Below are 15913 nucleotides of genomic sequence, written 5' to 3'. Positions count from 1 at the left end.
CATAGACACATTAGCGAAGCGGTAGCGACGTTCGCGCAGCGTCTCGCAGAGAAGGAGCGTCAGTGGCTTCCCGTAGGGTAGGACGCAAAGGTAAGAAATAATAAAGGGATATATATTTTTCATAAATGCTCTCTAGCCCGCCCAGGACGGGCGAGACGCCCATCCCACAAGAGTCAAGCTAATGCACTATTTTAGCCTTGACACGCTACTACAGACACTATAGATACTAATTCCTGTATTCAATTTATTTTATTTAGGGGAATTTTATAGACAATTGGTATTATAGTAATCCGATTTGATTCCTGAAATTATCTGCGTAGGTAGGGAACAGGGAATAGGGAACAGGGAACAGAAAAGAAGGGTATAGATGTGTACTGAATCTTGTTCAAAAATCAAATAGGAGTCCTATATGACTTTGACAGTTAACAGCCAACTGTCAACTAATTACCATTGTGAAAAAGGATATTTTACTAAATTACTGTTGTAATATCTGGAATCATCAGAAACTTCTTTCCCTATCCAGGCTGGTAGTTCAATTTGTTGATTTTCGTCGCTGAGTTCAACTTCTGCTAATATTAATCCTTTGTTAACACCTTCAAATTCATCTATTTCCCAAATCAAACCACCTGACTGTATCTGATATCTAATTTTTTCGATAAATGGACGTTGACACAATGTCTCAAGCATTTCTTGAGCATCTTCAACAGGAATGGGATACTCAAACTCTAATCTTGAGTATTGAACAGTAGGGCCTTTGATTGTTAAATAACCTTGTTCTCCCACGATACGTACACGCACAGTGACTCGATCTTGTGTGGGAATATATCCCTGACGATAAACACTACCTTTAGCTAAATGTCTCCATTCATCTCCAATTACTAAATATTTGCGCTCTATTTCTTTGGCCATTTGATTGAATTTCCAATAGCGAATTTGTTGATTGTTGACTGTTGATTGTTGACAGTCAAAAACTATAACATGTAATATTTCACAAATTATTTGGGTTTGCTATAAGTAGATGGACATAAATAAATATAATATGTTCTGTCATTGCGTTCGCGTAGCGTCTCGTAGAGAGCGAAGCGAAGCAATCCCAGAGACTTTGCGATTGCTTCGCTTCGCTCGCAATGACATCTTAGATTTAATCATGACTATCTACTTAGTTTATTTTAAAGATTATTTATCTACTAAATATTTATTTGTTTATTTCAAAGCAATTGAAAAGATTAAGCGCTTCTTAATGCAACGATGGGGTCGAGCTTAGCAGCGCGACGTGCGGGAACGACGCCAAAGAATAAACCAATACCGCCGGAAACACCCACAGCAGTTGCGATCGCCACCGTAGAAATACCTGCGTCTAATGGTGTTAAAGCTGACACTAAAAGAATACCACTGACACCAACGGCAGTCCCAACTAAACCGCCAGCAGCAGAAACTATTACCGCTTCAATGATGAACTGTAGCAAAATATCTTGCTCTGTTGCCCCGATCGCTTTTCTCAATCCGATTTCTTGGGTGCGTTCGGTGACGGAAACCAACATAATATTCATGATCCCAATACCGCCGACAAACAGCGATATAGCTGCGATCGCTGCTAACATAATTGTCAATGCACCTGTAATTTGACCTACAGTTTGCAAAGCATCTTTTTGGGTGCGAATCGTAAAGTCATCTTCACCATTAATTTTGTGTCGCAGACGTAGCAAATTCGTAATTTGAAACTCTGCTGCATCGACACTATCACCATCACGAGCAGCAGCCACGAGGTAATCTAAAGCAATTCCATAGGGAGAATTCTTTCCCACAAGCCGATTTGCAGAGGTTGTAATCGGTATTAAAGCAGCTTCATCATAATCTGCTCCCACACTGGAACCTTTGGCTATTAATGTGCCAATTACTTGAAAGCTAGTATTGCCAATTCGCAATTGCTGACCAGTGGGATTACTATTACCAAATAATTTTTCTGCTAAATCTGCACCTAATACAACAACTTGATTGCTGCGCTTGATATCTACTTCACTGAAAAATCTACCCTTATCAGTTTCAAAATCCCGCACCGATAAAAAACTGGGAGTTGTGCCAATAATATTAACGTCAGTATTTCGATTGCGATAAGTAATTACTTGCCTTCGATTTAACTCAGGTGCAACTCCTATGACTGTTGGAACCTGAGAGGCGATGGCCTCAGCATCTTGCAATACCAAATTTTTCGGCACTTCAAAGGAAATCCGTTGAGTCTCTCGATTTCCTGGAATCACAAACAACACATTTGGCCCTAATGATTCTAGTTGTTTTTGAACGAATTTTTGCCCACCTTCACCAATCCCAATCATGGCAATTACTGAAGCATTACCAATAACAATACCCAGCATTGTCAGGGCACTACGCAACTTATTTGATAACAGGGTTTTCCCTGCCATTTGCACGCTTTCTAAAAAATTCATATCAATTTTGGATTAAAAGTTGATTGATGAGTTAGGAGTTAGGAGTGAAGAGTTAGGAGTGAAGAGTTAGGAGTTATTCTCCTTGTCCCCTTGTCTCCCTCATCTCCCTCATCTTCCCACCCCCTATTTGAGATTATTGATTTTCCTGTTCTTGGGCTTTTTCAAATTTGTAATCCCTGGGTGGGTTGACAAAAATGCGATCGCCTTGTTTGACTCCTCCTAAAATCTGCGTTTGGTCTTTGATTTGTGCGCCAATGGTGACTTCGCGGAATTGGGGTCTATTGTTTTCATCTGGTACGAGTACGCCTGTTCTACCTTTTTCGGTGACGATGGAAACTGTTGGTAATACTAAGGCATTATTCACGCGATCGCCTAAAAAAGTCAGATCCACATTTAAGCCAGAACGCAGTTTATCTATGCCAGTATCGAGAGCAACGCGTACCTGAAAGGATGTCACACCTTGTTCAACCACTGCTTCGGGGGCAATCAAGCGCACGCGTCCTTTAAAAACTTGTTCTGGATAAGCATCGGCGACAATTTCCACTTGCTGTCCGGGTTTGATTCTGCCAATATCGGCTTCGGGAACTTGAGCTAATATTTCTAAGCCCTTTGCTACGGCGACAATGGAACTGGAAGTTGCTGAAGCACTGGTAGAAGCTGAAGTTGTGGGGGTGACAAAGGCTCCAACGTTAGCGTACTTTTGGGTGACAATTCCCGAAAAGGGAGCGCGAATAATTGTATCTTCTAACTGCACTTGTACGCCTTTCAATTGAGCTTCTGCTGATGCCACAGCTGCTTGGCGTTGAGCAATTTCTTCAGGACGAGTGCCATCTTCTAAGAGTACCAATGCGGCGCGGGCTTCATTAACGGCTGCTTGACGTTGGGCGATTTCTTCACTACGAGAACCACTTTGGACTAAGGACAATCGTTTTTTCGCTTCTTCTAAATTGGCTTTGGCGCTTTTGTCATCGCTGATGGCTTGATCGAGTAATTGTTTTCTCTCTGCGCCTTCTTTATATAGATATTGATAACGCTTGACTTGTTCTGTGGTGTAATTCACTCTTGCTTGAGCTGCATCTACTTGGGCTTGAGCTTGGGCAATTTCTTGGGGACGATTACCCACACGAGCTTGGGTTAACTGGGCTTGGGCTTGGGCTAATCGCGCCCTGGCTTGGGCAATTTCTTGAGGACGATTACCAGCAACGGCTTGGGCTAACTGTGCTTGATTTTGGGCTAAGTTAGCAAGATACTGGCTTTTTTGTGCCTCAATGCTGGCGCTATCCATACGGGCGAGAATTTGTCCTTTTTGGACGCGATCGCCTTGTTCCACGTACAATTGCGACAGCACGCCAGGATTCTTGGGACTAATATTTACACTTTGAACTGGAACGACTTTCCCGCTAGCCGTTATCCGTAACGTTACGTTTTGCGCTGACACTGGCACAGTTAAGCGATCGATGTCTTCTTGGTTTGTGCCTTGATTTAGCAGAGTAAAGTTTGCAACAATACCCACAACCAAAGCGCCCCCCGCCATCAGCCCAATTAGCCAGCGTAATGGATACTTAACTTTGCCAATAACTGGAATTTCTATGTTCGTAGCCATACAATAAGAGCCTATGATGATTGCCGTGTGGGAGTAGCCTTTAGTTAGAGGACAAGTGCAGAATCAGGAGTTGTTAAAGGTTTGCTATGAAATCTTGATAAATCTACTAACAACTAGACGCATAATAAGCTTCATAGTTGCTTAATTTTACTTCATACTAGGCATTAGTATGTGTGTATGCCTTCACCTGAATGGATGACTTTTGCCACTAATATCAAAGGGGAAAGGTTAAAGGGGAAAGGTTAAAGGGGAAAGGGAAAAGGTTAAAGGGGAAAGGGGAAAGGTTAAAGGGGAAAGGGGAAAGGTTAAAGGGGAAAGGGGAAAGGTTAAAGGGGAAAGGGGAAAGGTTAAAGGGGAAAGGGGAAAGGTTAAAGGGGAAAGGGAAAAGGTTAAAGGGGAAAGGGAAAATAATACCAAACCTTTTCCCCTTTCCCCTTCCCCTTTTCCCGATTTCTGCAAAAAGTAGAGACGTAGCACTGCTACGTCTCTACAATTAATTTTCTTTTTCTTTATCTAAAGCCACAAAACGCGGTTAAACACATCCAACTCGCACCGCCCTAGTGGCAGCTTCCGTGCGGTTGGTTGCTCCTAATTTATTTAGTACCTGACTAACATGATGTCTAATGGTAGAAGGACTCAATTTCATTCGTTGAGCGATCGCTTCATTACTCAATCCTAAAGCCAAAAGTGTTAACACCTCTGCCTGTCGCCTGCTCAGTTCATATACAGGAGGGGATGATGGTTGAGTTGGTTGCAGCAGAGCCTGAATCACCTCTGCTGCCAAAATAGATCTACCAATGGCAGCAGAACGTATGGCATCTGCTAACTCATCAATCGAGACACCCTTGAGCAAGTAGCCGATGGCTCCAGCTTGCATTGCTTTCTGTATCAAGCCCTTGTCTAGAAAACTGGTCAAAATTAAAACCTGAATTTTTGGGTATTTTTTACGGATAACTTTTGTTACTTCCGCCCCATTCATCCCGATCATCATCAAATCCATCAGCACTACATCTGGTTGCAAGTTTTCGCAAAGACGTACTGCTTCATCTCCATTACCCGCTTCCCCCACTAACTCAATGTCATCAAAGGCTAGCAAGAGAAATTTAATACCTCCCCGCAAGATTTGATGATCGTCAACAGTTATCACCCGAATTGGTTTGACCAATTTATTTGTTTCCATATTTAAATCCGGGCTTTTAATAGTATTTTTTTAATACATGGATATTATTTTGTATTATTCCATCATTAATTTTTTAGACAAAATTCTTAATCTTTAATTTTTATTTGTTACCAATGAATAATATAAAAATTTACAATTATGAATCATAATGCGTCTTTTCTAAATTAAGTCAAGTTAAATAAATATAACTATATTGCGATCGGGCCAGTTAGGACAATTCTTCTGTAAAAGTAAGGAAATAGGGAATAAGAAACGGAGAATAAAAGCGGAAAAACAAACTTATATGAATTGAAGTGAACTATATTACGAAAAGTAAATGTGTCTAAAAACCTTACTATTGAGCAATAAAAAAGCAAAAATGTCGGTTGTATCTAGTTAAGTTTATTTGTGCCCAGTCTAATGCCTGATTCCCAATTATCAATTTTCTATTCTTGATTCCCTATTTTCAAGATAGGGGTTGAGCAACTTAGAGAAATCTCAGTCCCCCTTCCTAAATAGCTTGACAAATGGAAATTAGCGCCAATGGAATCAGCTCGTTCTTTCATAATTGCTATTCCCAAATGGCCAGATGATATCGGTATCTGTGTGAGGTCAAAACCACAGCCATTATCGCTGATACGCAAGACTATCTTTTGGGAATCGCAGTTAAGGCTAACTGATACTTGCGTTGCTTGGGCATGTTTAATAATATTATTCAGTGCTTCTTGAGTAATCCGGTAGAAAACAAGCTTTACCTCACTAGATAAAGGTAAATCGCCTTCTACAATTGTTGTTACCTGTAAACTTGCTCGTCCAGAAATTGCCTTGGTTAGCTGCTTTATTAATTCACCTAATGCTTTGTCTGCTAAACCATCGGGACGTAACTCGATTAGTAAATTTCGCATCTCTGCTAATGCCCCTTGTGTGAGTTGGGCGAGTTCCTCTAATCCTTGTTGGGCTATGTCTGGGTTGCGTTTCCAAACTCTAGGTAAAGCTTCGGCAATGGTCGCTACAGTAAACAATGTCTGCGATACTGAATCGTGTAAGTCGCGGGCGAGGCGATTTCGCTCGACTTCCACCGCAATTTTTCGTAGCCGTTCGCTTTCTTGCAATTGTTCTTGTAGTTTCACCGCTTGGATTAAATCTTTGGATAAGCGTAAACTCATAATTATGATGAAGGACATAAATCCAAACTCAGACAGGTATACAAATTGGATCTTTCCCAAATCTACTAGGCGGTCGTGTTGAACAGTGGCTATTAAAATTGCCAAACTTATTCCGAGAGTGAGTGCTGCTTGCTTCTCGCCGCGCCGATATTGAAGGTAACAGGCAGAAAAAAGGAAAATAATATTACCGCTCAAAGCTAATAATTGCAAACTAAATAGGGGATTGAGTGTACCTTCTGGGTGAGGAATGGATTCGCCCCAAGGCAAAGAAATACTTGATAGGTTGCTGATATGAGAGTAGAGAATCCCTGTAGGAGAAATTTGGTTGATTAACAGGCTGATGAAGTACAGGCTATTGAGTACTACAATTAAACGCACTGAATTAAAATTTGTATATAGAGACACAAGCCAAGCAGTAGTAATGCCGTAAATATAGCCGAAAGAAGTTAGCATTTTTCTGGCATTTATGTAATCGTCTACATTCATGGCTTTATATTGGGCTATAAGAGCCAAAAGATAACCAAAAGATACCAAGCAGGTTAACCCAAAGCAGAAGTTTAGTGCAGGTTTTAATCGCCCAGAGGCAATTAGCAAGTGTAAAAAACCAATATATAGGATAATGCCAGCAACTATACTTAGAACAGTTAGAATCAAAGTCATTACTTATTCTCTTAAAGATTTATATCTGGCGACAAATTAAGTGATATCACTTCAATAGTCTAGTAGAGTGCGTTACTGCTGAGGGTACGGCACCATCTGAAGGTTTTGGTGGCTTAGGCTATGCCATAACGCACCCTACATATACTAAATGCTTTGATTTACACTTTTGTTGCATTGAGTTGCAACTTTGATGCTTTGATTTACACCTTTGTTGCATTGAGTTGCAACTTTAATGCTTTGATTTGCACCTTTGTTGCATCGAGTTGCAACTTTGATGCTTTGATTTACACCTTTGTTGCATCGACTTGCAACAAAGTTGCACTAATCTACACTTTTGTTGTATTACAGCAGTTACCCGAAAACCCTGTAGAGACGTAGCATTGCTACGTCTCTACTTCATAGAAATGAAAACTGCTATGAATCTTTCATCTTACTGATAGCTTTAAAGTGGCAATGGGTACATTAAATACATAACTGACAACAGTATGGTAATATGACCACCCAAAATACAACACGCCGTTTGCGCCCGCAATTAATTAGTGAAGATGTAAGTTCATGGCACGGTTTACAAACCATCAATACTTATGAAACTAACCGTGCTGATGCCTCTGCTGCCAAATTACAGCAAGCTTATCAAGCTATGTTAGCCCAGCAACAAGCCGAAACCGAAAAACAAACTTTATACCGTGCTGCGGCTGATGCTGCACGATTAGCAGAATGGGAATTTCACAATGCGGTATTAGCAATGAAAGAAGTTGTGCGCGGACAATATGGATTGGATAGCGACCAAGCCCAAGCAGTAGGATTGAAGAAAAAATCGGAGTACAAGCGTCCTAGCCGCAAAAAGTCAGTTACATCATGAGCTAAGTAAAATTAACGCATTTTAAGTGAGCGATCGCATTTGACATGACTTGTGCGATCGCTTTTTTCTATAGATGAGAACCCTGCAAAACTCTCTATCACTTGTCATTCGTCAGCAAAATTTTAACACTACAAATATATATAACTAACACTTATATAGGACAAAGATCCTAGTCAAAACTTGGATCTTTGTCCGATGCGGCAATTGGGGCGATCGCTATATAATCCGTCTTGCCACAGCAAAATTTACGTAATTACCTAACCTGACAATGAATAAAATATCGTTTGGCAATACTTTATTGTTTAGTTCAGTTTTAGCAAGCACCTTACTTGCTAGTCCTAACGTTGCTAGGAGTAACGACTTCACCGTACCCGCAACTCTAGCAAATACAGCACCTTGTCGCCTTAATGTCACTGGTGCTTATCTAACAACAATCTTCAACGCAGATAAAAGCGTCTCCTCTCGTGGAGTTATAACACTGACCGCAGATGGTAACTTTTTTGTCACTGACTCCAATCAAGGCGGTGTTACTAACGTCTTCAATCCCTTTACTAGCGGACAAGGCGCTTGGAAGTGTAATGGCAAAACTAAAGTCAGTGCTAGGTCTATCACCTTTGCTTTTCCTGGAAGTGCAGGAGCCGGTAGCATTGGCCGCGCCGACTACCAAGCTACCTTTAATCCCCAAACGCAGACAGTACAAGGGACTATTACGCTACGCCTTTTCAACCTCAATGCTAATCCGTTGTTAAATAATGTCGCGCCTGTAGGAACGTTCAATTTCTCTGGGCAACAAATCAAACCTAATTGATTTTTAAAGCGATTTACAGCAATAAATATACCGCCGCCGTTGGTTTCGACTTCGCTCAACCAACTCAGAGATCGAGAGTTGAGCGAACTTGTACTGAGCGCAGTCGAAGTAGTCGAAACTCGCCAACACAAGTATCACTATTCGATGCAGCGATCGCTTTCCTTGCTGAATAATCGACTACTTGCTTCATGAAATTTTCCCTAAATATGGCAATGGTGAAGCCTTTATAGAGCTTGTTTTTCTAGCCAACTTCACTGAGAGCAAAACTTTTGCTCCTACCGATTAAACACATCACACTCTTTTGGAGGATTTATGACTAACCCAGCTTCATTTGACCCAGCCGTTAACTATGGGGTGGCACCTAATCCCCTTACCGTAACAGTTGGGGACTTCAACGGCGATGGCATCTCTGACCTAGTGACCTCAAGTAACACTTCCACTAATGTCTCGGTGCTTTTGGGCAATGGGGATGGCACCTTTGGCACAGCCACTAACTTTAACGCGATACAACCACCATCATCCGTGGCCATTGGGGATTTCAACGGCGATGGCATCTCTGACCTAGTGACTGCAAACAGTGGTTTTCCCACCCTCTCATTGCTATTGGGCAATGGGAATGGCACCTTTGGTACAGCTAGTAGCATTAGCGCTGGTGGTGGTGCCCAACATGTGGCAATTGGAGATTTCAATGGCGATGGCTTCTCCGATCTGGTGACTTCAAACTTTAGTAACAACAACCTCTCAGTGCTATTGGGCAATGGGGATGGTACCTTTGGCAGTGCCACTAACTATGCGGTGACTAATCTTCCTCAACATGTGGCGATTGGAGATTTCAACGGCGATGGCATCTCTGACCTGGTAGCCCCAAACACCTTGACCAATAATGTCTCAGTGCTTTTGGGCAATGGCGATGGCACCTTTAGCAGTGCCACGAACTATGCGGCGGGCACTAGACCCACTAACGTGGCAATTGGAGACTTTAATGGCGATGGTTTCTCTGACCTAGCGACCACAAATAACGGTTCTAACAATATCTCGGTGCTGTTGGGCAATGGAAATGGCACCTTTGGCACAGCCACGAACTTTGCGGTGGGTATTTCACCCAGAGGCATAGCCGTCGGGGACTTCAACGGCGATGGCTTCTCTGACCTGGCGGTTACAAACACTAGTTCCGGCAACCTCTCAGTACTGTTGGGCAATGGGGATGGCAGCTTTGGTGCAGCCACTAACTTTGCCACGACATCTTTTAACAGAGGTATAGCTGTCGGGGATTTCAACGGCGATGGTAAGCCAGATTTGGTGACCGCAAACCAAAATAGTAACGGTAGTATCTCAGTGTTGCTCAACACCACTCCTTCCAATGTCAGTATCACCGCCCAAACAGCCACAGCCAACGAAGGCGGTAGCAATGGCGTTTATCGCGTCAGCCGTAGCGACACCGGAGGGGCTTTAACCATCAACCTCACAATTGATGGCAGCAGCACAGCTGCAACTGGCGACTATACCCTCAGTGGTGGTAGCGTCAGCGTTTCCGGCAATACCTTAACCGTCACCATTGCCGATGGTCAAAGCTTTGTTGACCTTGACCTAGCAGCGATCGACGATATTCAAGCCGAAGCCGACGAAACCCTCAAACTCAATCTCGACACGGGTACTGGTTACACCGTTGACGGCACAAATAACACCGCCACCGTCACCATTGCCGCCAACGATACCGTCGTCACCAACACCAACGATTCTGGTGAAGGTTCCTTGCGGCAAGCCATCCTCAATGCCAATGCCCTAGCAGGTGCAAATACAATTACCTTTGCAGGTAGCGTGTTTACCGATGCCACCCCTGACACCATTACCTTGACATCTGGGCAACTGACAATTACTGATGATGTCACCATTGAGGGAACTGGGGCAAATCAACTGACTGTCAGTGGCAACAATGCCTCCCGCGTGTTCAACATTTCTAATGCAGGTACAGATGCCATAATTGATGCTCTGACAATTGCTAATGGCAATTCGGCTAACGGTGGCGGCATTGCTATCAGCTCTGGTGCTAGTTTGGTTTTAACCGATAGTACTGTCTCTAATAACAGTTCAGGCCTTGGTTTTGGCGGTGCCGGCATTGCCAACACGGGCGGCACTGTTAACGTCATCAACAGTACTATCTCTGGCAATACGTCAACGACGTTTGGTGGCGGCATTGCCAGTCAAGGTACACTCACTGTCACCAACAGTACCATCTCTGGAAATACAGCAAGCACAGGCGGTGGTTTAATTGTTGCGGGAGTAGTTACTCTTACTAGTAGCACTATTACTAATAATACTGCTGGCAATGGTGGAGGATTATTTGCCGCTTCTGGAACTACTACTGCTCGAAACACCATTATTGCTGGTAATAATGGTAACGATATTTTCGGTACAGTCACAGGCAATGCCAACAACCTCATAGGTAGCCTAAGTGGTGCATCCGGCACCATCGGCACAGGTAGCGACATCACCTTTGCCTCGGCTGGCATCACCAATATTAACCAAGTCATCGCTGCCCTCGCCAATAACGGTGGTACTACCCAAACCCACGCCTTAGTCGCAGGTTCAGCCGCCATCAACGCCGGTAATAACGCCCTTGTTACCCCTGGTGTCACCACCGACCAACGCGGAACAGGTTTTAACCGCATTAGTGGCGGCACAGTCGATATCGGAGCTTACGAAGTACAAAATAACAATCCAACAGCTACAAACGACAGCGTAACCACAAATGAAGATAATGCTGTTAACGGTAATGTCCTCACCAACGATACTGACCCCGATACAGGTGATATTCTCACTGTTAGTGCAGTCAACGGTAATGCTGCTGATGTGGGTAATCAAATTACCTTAGCTTCTGGGGCATTATTAACTCTCAATAGTGACGGCAGTTATAACTACAATCCTAACGGTCAATTTGAATCTTTGGCTGTTAGTGCTACTGCCAACGATAGCTTTACTTATACTATTAGCGATGGTAGCCTCACCAGCACAGCCACAGTTAACCTCACCATCAACGGTGTCAACGATGCACCCACAGTTGCCAACGCCATTGCCAACCAAACAACCTTAGAAGATGGCTTCTTCAGTTTTACCGTTCCAGCCAACACCTTTGCTGATGTCGATGCAGGTGATAGCTTAACTTACACCGCCACCCTCGCTAACGGCAACCCCTTACCCACTTGGTTAAGCTTCAATGCCAATACCCGCACCTTCAGCGGCACACCCGACGACCCAGATAACGGCACAATTAGCATCAAAGTTACTGCCAGTGATACCAGCAATGCTAGTGCCAATACTACCTTTAACCTCACAGTCACACCCGTCAACGATGCCCCTGTAGCTGGTGATGACTCGGTTAGCGCCAATCAAAATACGCCATTAACTCTGTTGGCAACTACCTTGTTAGCTAACGATACAGATGTAGACAGTTCTACTTTAAGCATCTCGGCTGTGAGTAACGCTGTTAACGGTAGTGTGAGTCTCAACAATAGTGGCAATGTCGTATTTACTCCCACCGCAGGTTTCACTGGCAATGGCAGCTTTAACTATACCCTCAGCGATGGCAATGGTGGCACAGATGTGGCAACAGTAACGGTAGCAGTTGGGGTCAACCTCAACGGCACTAATAATAACGATAACCTCAATGGCACATCTGGTAACGACATCATTAATGGACTTAACGCTCAAGATACCATTTCTGGCAATGCTGGCGATGACTGCCTTGTTGGTGACAATGGTGACGATTTACTCTATGGCAACACTGGCAACGATAAGCTTTTAGGCGGTAACGGTCAAGACACATTGTATGGTGATGCTGGTAATGACCGTCTCGAAGGTGATAACGGTGATGACAAACTCTATGGCGGTGACGGTAACGACAGTCTAATTGGTGGTAACGGTCAAGATTTACTTGTTGGTGGTGCGGGTAACGATTTCCTCGACGGTGACAAGGGAGATGATAACTTAACTGGCGGTACTGGTAGCGATATTTTTGTGTTGGAGAAAGCCGCAGGTCGGGAAACGATTACTGATTTTAGTTTAGGTGAGGGCGACAAGATTGGTTTGTCTGGTTTGAGTTTTAGTCAGTTGTCTTTCTCTGGCAATCAGATTAGCTTAGGCAATCAAACTTTAGCAGTGCTGACTGGCTTTAATACCACGACGCTGACACAAAGCAACTTTGTTTCTGTTTAAGAGTGTTGGGTGGGTGAGTGTTTGCCCACTCCCTCTGCATCTTAGTTGCATCGGGTTGCACCTTTGTTGTATCGGCTTGCACCTTAGTTGCATTGACCTGCACCTTTGTTGCATTGGCTTGCAACTTTGATGTATTGATTTGCACCTCGATCGCATTGGGTTGCAACTTTATGGCATTGAAATTGCACCAAGTTAATTTGTGCAATCTTTAAGTAGCGGTACTAATTGTTACTTAAAAAACAGTATAAACATTAATTATAAGACTTACGCAACGCCGATATTGTCATTGCGACCGAAACGCAGTGTAGGGAAGCAATCCCAGCGTCAGGGGGGATTACTTCTCTACGAGACGCTGTGCGTAGCTTGCTTCTGTGTAGGAGTACGCTATCGCTCGTAATGACGGAATTACGTTATTTTTGCGTAAGTCCTGAATTATATAGGACAAAGATCCTAGTCAAAACTTGAATCTTTGTTCGATGCGGCGATCGGGGCGATCGCTAAGAAGTGCGATGAAAAAACGCTTAATAACAAAATGCCGCAAATCCGTTCTCTTCTACAGACTTTTACGATAAATTTAGATAAAGTCAGGCATTAGTGAGTTATGGAGCAAGTAATACTACCAGATATTCTCACTCTTGAAGAAGTTTCAGCATACCTAAGACTACCAACTCAAACAATTGTGCATCAAACAATGCTTGGGAATATTCCAGGTCGCAAAATTGAAAACGACTGGAGATTTTTAAAAGCGGCAATTGACGATTGGCTACGTTCAAAAAGTAGTCGGGCTGTTCTGCTTCAACAAGTAGGCGCTTTAGCCGATGATGATACTCTTGCAGATTTAAGAGCAAAAATTTACCAGGACAGAGAACGTTCTGAAGTCGATGCGGAGTCTGAGGCTTAATGCATTTGCTCGATACAGACACCCTCACTCATCTTTATGCTGGACAGCTAAATGTAATTGAGCGATTGAGGTCTGTGGAGGATCAAAGCCGAAACGAAATAACTACTTTCGCCACCGATTGAGCCAATCTACTTGACCAACCCAATCTGCTGCTTCTGCCTCAGATAATAGGCAATCTAATGCCGCAATCAAATCTGAAAGTGACCAACTATTCTGAGCAGCAAGGATAATACCGCCATGTTGCGGATACTGTTGTGCTAGAACAATAAAGTCTCTCACGTTGAAAGTAAAGATACATCTGCCCTGAGCAGTTGCGCGTAATAATTGAGTTTCATCACTAGCATCTAAAGGCATCCACTCATTTGGTGTACGAGTAACATCATGCCCTTTAGACATCAATGCTGAATGCAGCGATTTACTGGAGGTATCTGCATCCAGATGAAGTTTGAGTTTAACCATTGGCAATTTCTAAGGATTGCTCAGAAGCGATCGCTGCGTCAATCTGCCCCTTATTTACTACATAAAAACTCAAAGCTTCTTTTACCTGTCCTTCAGTAAGCTCATACTCATCAGCAATCTGAGTTGGACTCATACCCCATTTTTGGGAAGCGATGACCACAGTCTGCACTCGAATTGCCGTCCCTTTGATGACTGGTACAAGTTGCCCATTGCCTCCCTGACGATAAGCAATTTGTGGAAAAGATGCTTTCAGGGTACTTACTTTTTCTGTTACAGCCCACAGAATAAATTGGTCAACCGAAATCCCCTGACTCTGAGCTAATTGCTCAATTTCAAGCTTCAACTGGTCAGGTAAATTTAGGGCATATGCTGTCATTTTCAGTTTTTAATTGCTGGCTCTAGAAACATCATATTCTCAATCTAGATCGACATCCCGTGGAATTCTAGCTTGAAACCAACATAGTCAAAGGTTTAGCGATGTCAACAACAAGGCTTACGCCTACGCTCCTCTAGTGATTCACATAAGTATTAATTATATAGGACAAAGATCCTAGTCAAAACTTGGATCTTTGTCCGATGCGGTGATTAAAATGATTGCTCTATAATTCACTTCACCACAGCAAAATTGTTACTTATAAGGGGATACTAACATTATGAATCGAGTGACTCTACTACTTACTTCTGTTGCAATTGGATTGCCACTGTTTACTACATCTGCTTTGGCTGACTCAAAAGACGTGACCTTAAAGATATCAACAATTCCTGAATGCAAAATCACTAAACTCTGGCCAGCTGATGGCTACAACTATGGGATTACGGGGTCAAGAGGAACGTGTGGCCCTGTTAGTTCGGCTACTTGGCAGTCAGGCGTTTATCCTAAGTTACGCAACCTATGTCAAACGAATGACTTTGTTTTGAAAACTGGCAACAAGCAAGTTCAAACGAATCCAGAGTTCACCACAACAATAGAATGGCTTTGTGTCAACAGTGGCGTATCGGCTCAAAAGTTGGTGAGTTACTTTGATTGGAAGTATTAAACCAGCAATCATAGACCTTGCATTGTTTAATCCCATAGCTTCATAGTATGGTGATGCCGGTAATGACCGTCTTGAAGGTGATAATGGTGATGACAAACTCTATGGCGGTGACGGAAACGATAGTCTAATTGGTGGTAACGGTCAAGATTTACTTGTTGGCGGTGCGGGTAACGATTTCCTCGACGGTGACAAGGGAGATGATAACTTAACTGGCGGTACTGGTAGCGATACTTTTGTGTTGGAGAAAGCCGCAGGTCGGGAAACGATTACTGATTTTAGTTTAGGTGAGGGCGACAAGATTGGTTTGTTTGGTTTGAGTTTTACTCAGTTGTCTTTTTCTGGTAATCAGATTAGCTTAGGCAATCAAACTTTAGCAGTGCTGACTGGCTTTAATACCACGACGCTGACACAAAGCAACTTTGTCTCTGTTTAACGTGAGTTCGATAAACCTCTCCCTCCCAACCTCCCTCTCCCACGGGGAAAGGGAGGAGCAACGAGAAATTAGGGTCTCCCCTCTCCGCGTCCAAGAGGGGTTGGGGGAGAGGTCAAAAAAGGGCTTGTCGAACTCACGTCTGTTTAAGTCATTTGGGTGGGCAAATGTT

At 43.3% G+C, this 15913-nt stretch carries 14 protein-coding genes and 1 pseudogene; 7 read left to right on the top strand and 8 right to left on the bottom strand.

Annotated features, from left to right (window positions below; translation table 11 throughout):
* Positions 1–444: 444 nt before the first annotated feature.
* From VF06_RS15495 to VF06_RS15475, 5 genes are all read right to left on the bottom strand, one after another.
* Positions 445–909: a CYTH domain-containing protein gene (locus tag VF06_RS15495; RefSeq protein ID WP_099066652.1), complete on the bottom strand. Its 465-nt coding sequence runs from the start codon at positions 907–909 to the stop codon at positions 445–447.
* 317 nt (positions 910–1226) lie between these two features.
* On the bottom strand, positions 1227–2444 hold the full coding sequence (locus VF06_RS15490) for an ABC transporter permease (RefSeq protein WP_099066653.1): 1218 nt from the start codon (positions 2442–2444) through the stop codon (positions 1227–1229).
* 133 nt (positions 2445–2577) lie between these two features.
* Positions 2578–4047, bottom strand: a complete 1470-nt coding sequence (locus VF06_RS15485; RefSeq protein ID WP_099066654.1) for an efflux RND transporter periplasmic adaptor subunit — start codon at positions 4045–4047, stop codon at positions 2578–2580.
* Between the two features lie 532 nt (positions 4048–4579).
* Positions 4580–5227, bottom strand: coding sequence for a response regulator (locus tag VF06_RS15480; protein WP_218963791.1), 648 nt, complete (start codon positions 5225–5227; stop codon positions 4580–4582).
* Between the two features lie 425 nt (positions 5228–5652).
* Positions 5653–7032: a sensor histidine kinase gene (locus tag VF06_RS15475; RefSeq protein WP_099066655.1), complete on the bottom strand. Its 1380-nt coding sequence runs from the start codon at positions 7030–7032 to the stop codon at positions 5653–5655.
* A 493-nt stretch (positions 7033–7525) separates the two neighbouring features.
* On the opposite strand from VF06_RS15475, the gene VF06_RS15465 reads away from it, so the two are divergent.
* Both VF06_RS15465 and VF06_RS15460 read left to right on the top strand, forming a co-directional pair.
* On the top strand, positions 7526–7894 hold the full coding sequence (locus VF06_RS15465) for a hypothetical protein (RefSeq protein ID WP_099066657.1): 369 nt from the start codon (positions 7526–7528) through the stop codon (positions 7892–7894).
* Positions 7895–8162: 268 nt separating this feature from the next.
* Positions 8163–8702 (top strand): hypothetical protein, encoded by a 540-nt coding sequence (locus VF06_RS15460; protein WP_099066658.1) that lies wholly within the window; start codon positions 8163–8165, stop codon positions 8700–8702.
* Between the two features lie 64 nt (positions 8703–8766).
* Here VF06_RS15460 and VF06_RS42675 read toward each other — a convergent pair whose 3' ends face one another.
* A complete protein-coding gene (locus VF06_RS42675) occupies positions 8767–8892 on the bottom strand; it encodes a hypothetical protein (protein ID WP_257207473.1) in 126 nt (41 codons plus the stop codon).
* 122 nt (positions 8893–9014) lie between these two features.
* Here VF06_RS42675 and VF06_RS15455 point away from each other — a divergent pair, with 122 nt between their 5' ends.
* Both VF06_RS15455 and VF06_RS15450 read left to right on the top strand, forming a co-directional pair.
* Positions 9015–12914 carry a beta strand repeat-containing protein gene (locus tag VF06_RS15455; protein ID WP_099066659.1) on the top strand — a complete coding sequence of 1300 codons (3900 nt, stop codon included), beginning with the start codon at positions 9015–9017 and terminating at the stop codon, positions 12912–12914.
* Between the two features lie 601 nt (positions 12915–13515).
* Complete coding sequence (locus VF06_RS15450) at positions 13516–13815, top strand: helix-turn-helix domain-containing protein (RefSeq protein WP_099066660.1); 300 nt, start codon at positions 13516–13518, stop codon at positions 13813–13815.
* 102 nt (positions 13816–13917) lie between these two features.
* Here VF06_RS15450 and VF06_RS15440 read toward each other — a convergent pair whose 3' ends face one another.
* Entirely contained in the window at positions 13918–14274 is a 357-nt protein-coding gene (locus VF06_RS15440; protein ID WP_099066661.1) for a DUF5615 family PIN-like protein, read from the bottom strand.
* Positions 14267–14650 (bottom strand): DUF433 domain-containing protein, encoded by a 384-nt coding sequence (locus VF06_RS15435; protein ID WP_099066662.1) that lies wholly within the window; start codon positions 14648–14650, stop codon positions 14267–14269. The genes VF06_RS15440 and VF06_RS15435 overlap by 8 nt, the downstream gene beginning before the upstream one ends.
* Positions 14651–14927: 277 nt before the next feature.
* On the opposite strand from VF06_RS15435, the gene VF06_RS15430 reads away from it, so the two are divergent.
* From VF06_RS15430 to VF06_RS42665, 3 genes and pseudogenes are all read left to right on the top strand, one after another.
* Positions 14928–15311: a hypothetical protein gene (locus VF06_RS15430; protein ID WP_099066663.1), complete on the top strand. Its 384-nt coding sequence runs from the start codon at positions 14928–14930 to the stop codon at positions 15309–15311.
* A gap of 58 nt (positions 15312–15369) precedes the next feature.
* Positions 15370–15531: pseudogene (locus tag VF06_RS43505) on the top strand (calcium-binding protein); the annotation flags it as partial.
* A gap of 15 nt (positions 15532–15546) precedes the next feature.
* Positions 15547–15744 (top strand): hypothetical protein, encoded by a 198-nt coding sequence (locus tag VF06_RS42665; RefSeq protein ID WP_244918175.1) that lies wholly within the window; start codon positions 15547–15549, stop codon positions 15742–15744.
* Positions 15745–15913: the final 169 nt, after the last annotated feature.

Source organism: Nostoc linckia z4 (genome assembly GCF_002608075.1).
Classification (GTDB): domain Bacteria; phylum Cyanobacteriota; class Cyanobacteriia; order Cyanobacteriales; family Nostocaceae; genus Nostoc; species Nostoc linckia.
Note: the sequence above shows the minus strand (reverse complement) of the source record. Positions and strands in the feature narration are given on the sequence as shown.

Coding starts and splice junctions, on each gene's coding strand:
- VF06_RS15495 (WP_099066652.1), bottom strand. CDS start 909: ATGGCCAAAGAAATAGAGCGCAAATATTTAGTAATTGGAGATGAATGG.
- VF06_RS15490 (WP_099066653.1), bottom strand. CDS start 2,444: ATGAATTTTTTAGAAAGCGTGCAAATGGCAGGGAAAACCCTGTTATCA.
- VF06_RS15485 (WP_099066654.1), bottom strand. CDS start 4,047: ATGGCTACGAACATAGAAATTCCAGTTATTGGCAAAGTTAAGTATCCA.
- VF06_RS15480 (WP_218963791.1), bottom strand. CDS start 5,227: ATGGAAACAAATAAATTGGTCAAACCAATTCGGGTGATAACTGTTGAC.
- VF06_RS15475 (WP_099066655.1), bottom strand. CDS start 7,032: ATGACTTTGATTCTAACTGTTCTAAGTATAGTTGCTGGCATTATCCTA.
- VF06_RS15465 (WP_099066657.1), top strand. CDS start 7,526: ATGACCACCCAAAATACAACACGCCGTTTGCGCCCGCAATTAATTAGT.
- VF06_RS15460 (WP_099066658.1), top strand. CDS start 8,163: ATGAATAAAATATCGTTTGGCAATACTTTATTGTTTAGTTCAGTTTTA.
- VF06_RS42675 (WP_257207473.1), bottom strand. CDS start 8,892: ATGAAGCAAGTAGTCGATTATTCAGCAAGGAAAGCGATCGCTGCATCG.
- VF06_RS15455 (WP_099066659.1), top strand. CDS start 9,015: ATGACTAACCCAGCTTCATTTGACCCAGCCGTTAACTATGGGGTGGCA.
- VF06_RS15450 (WP_099066660.1), top strand. CDS start 13,516: ATGGAGCAAGTAATACTACCAGATATTCTCACTCTTGAAGAAGTTTCA.
- VF06_RS15440 (WP_099066661.1), bottom strand. CDS start 14,274: ATGGTTAAACTCAAACTTCATCTGGATGCAGATACCTCCAGTAAATCG.
- VF06_RS15435 (WP_099066662.1), bottom strand. CDS start 14,650: ATGACAGCATATGCCCTAAATTTACCTGACCAGTTGAAGCTTGAAATT.
- VF06_RS15430 (WP_099066663.1), top strand. CDS start 14,928: ATGAATCGAGTGACTCTACTACTTACTTCTGTTGCAATTGGATTGCCA.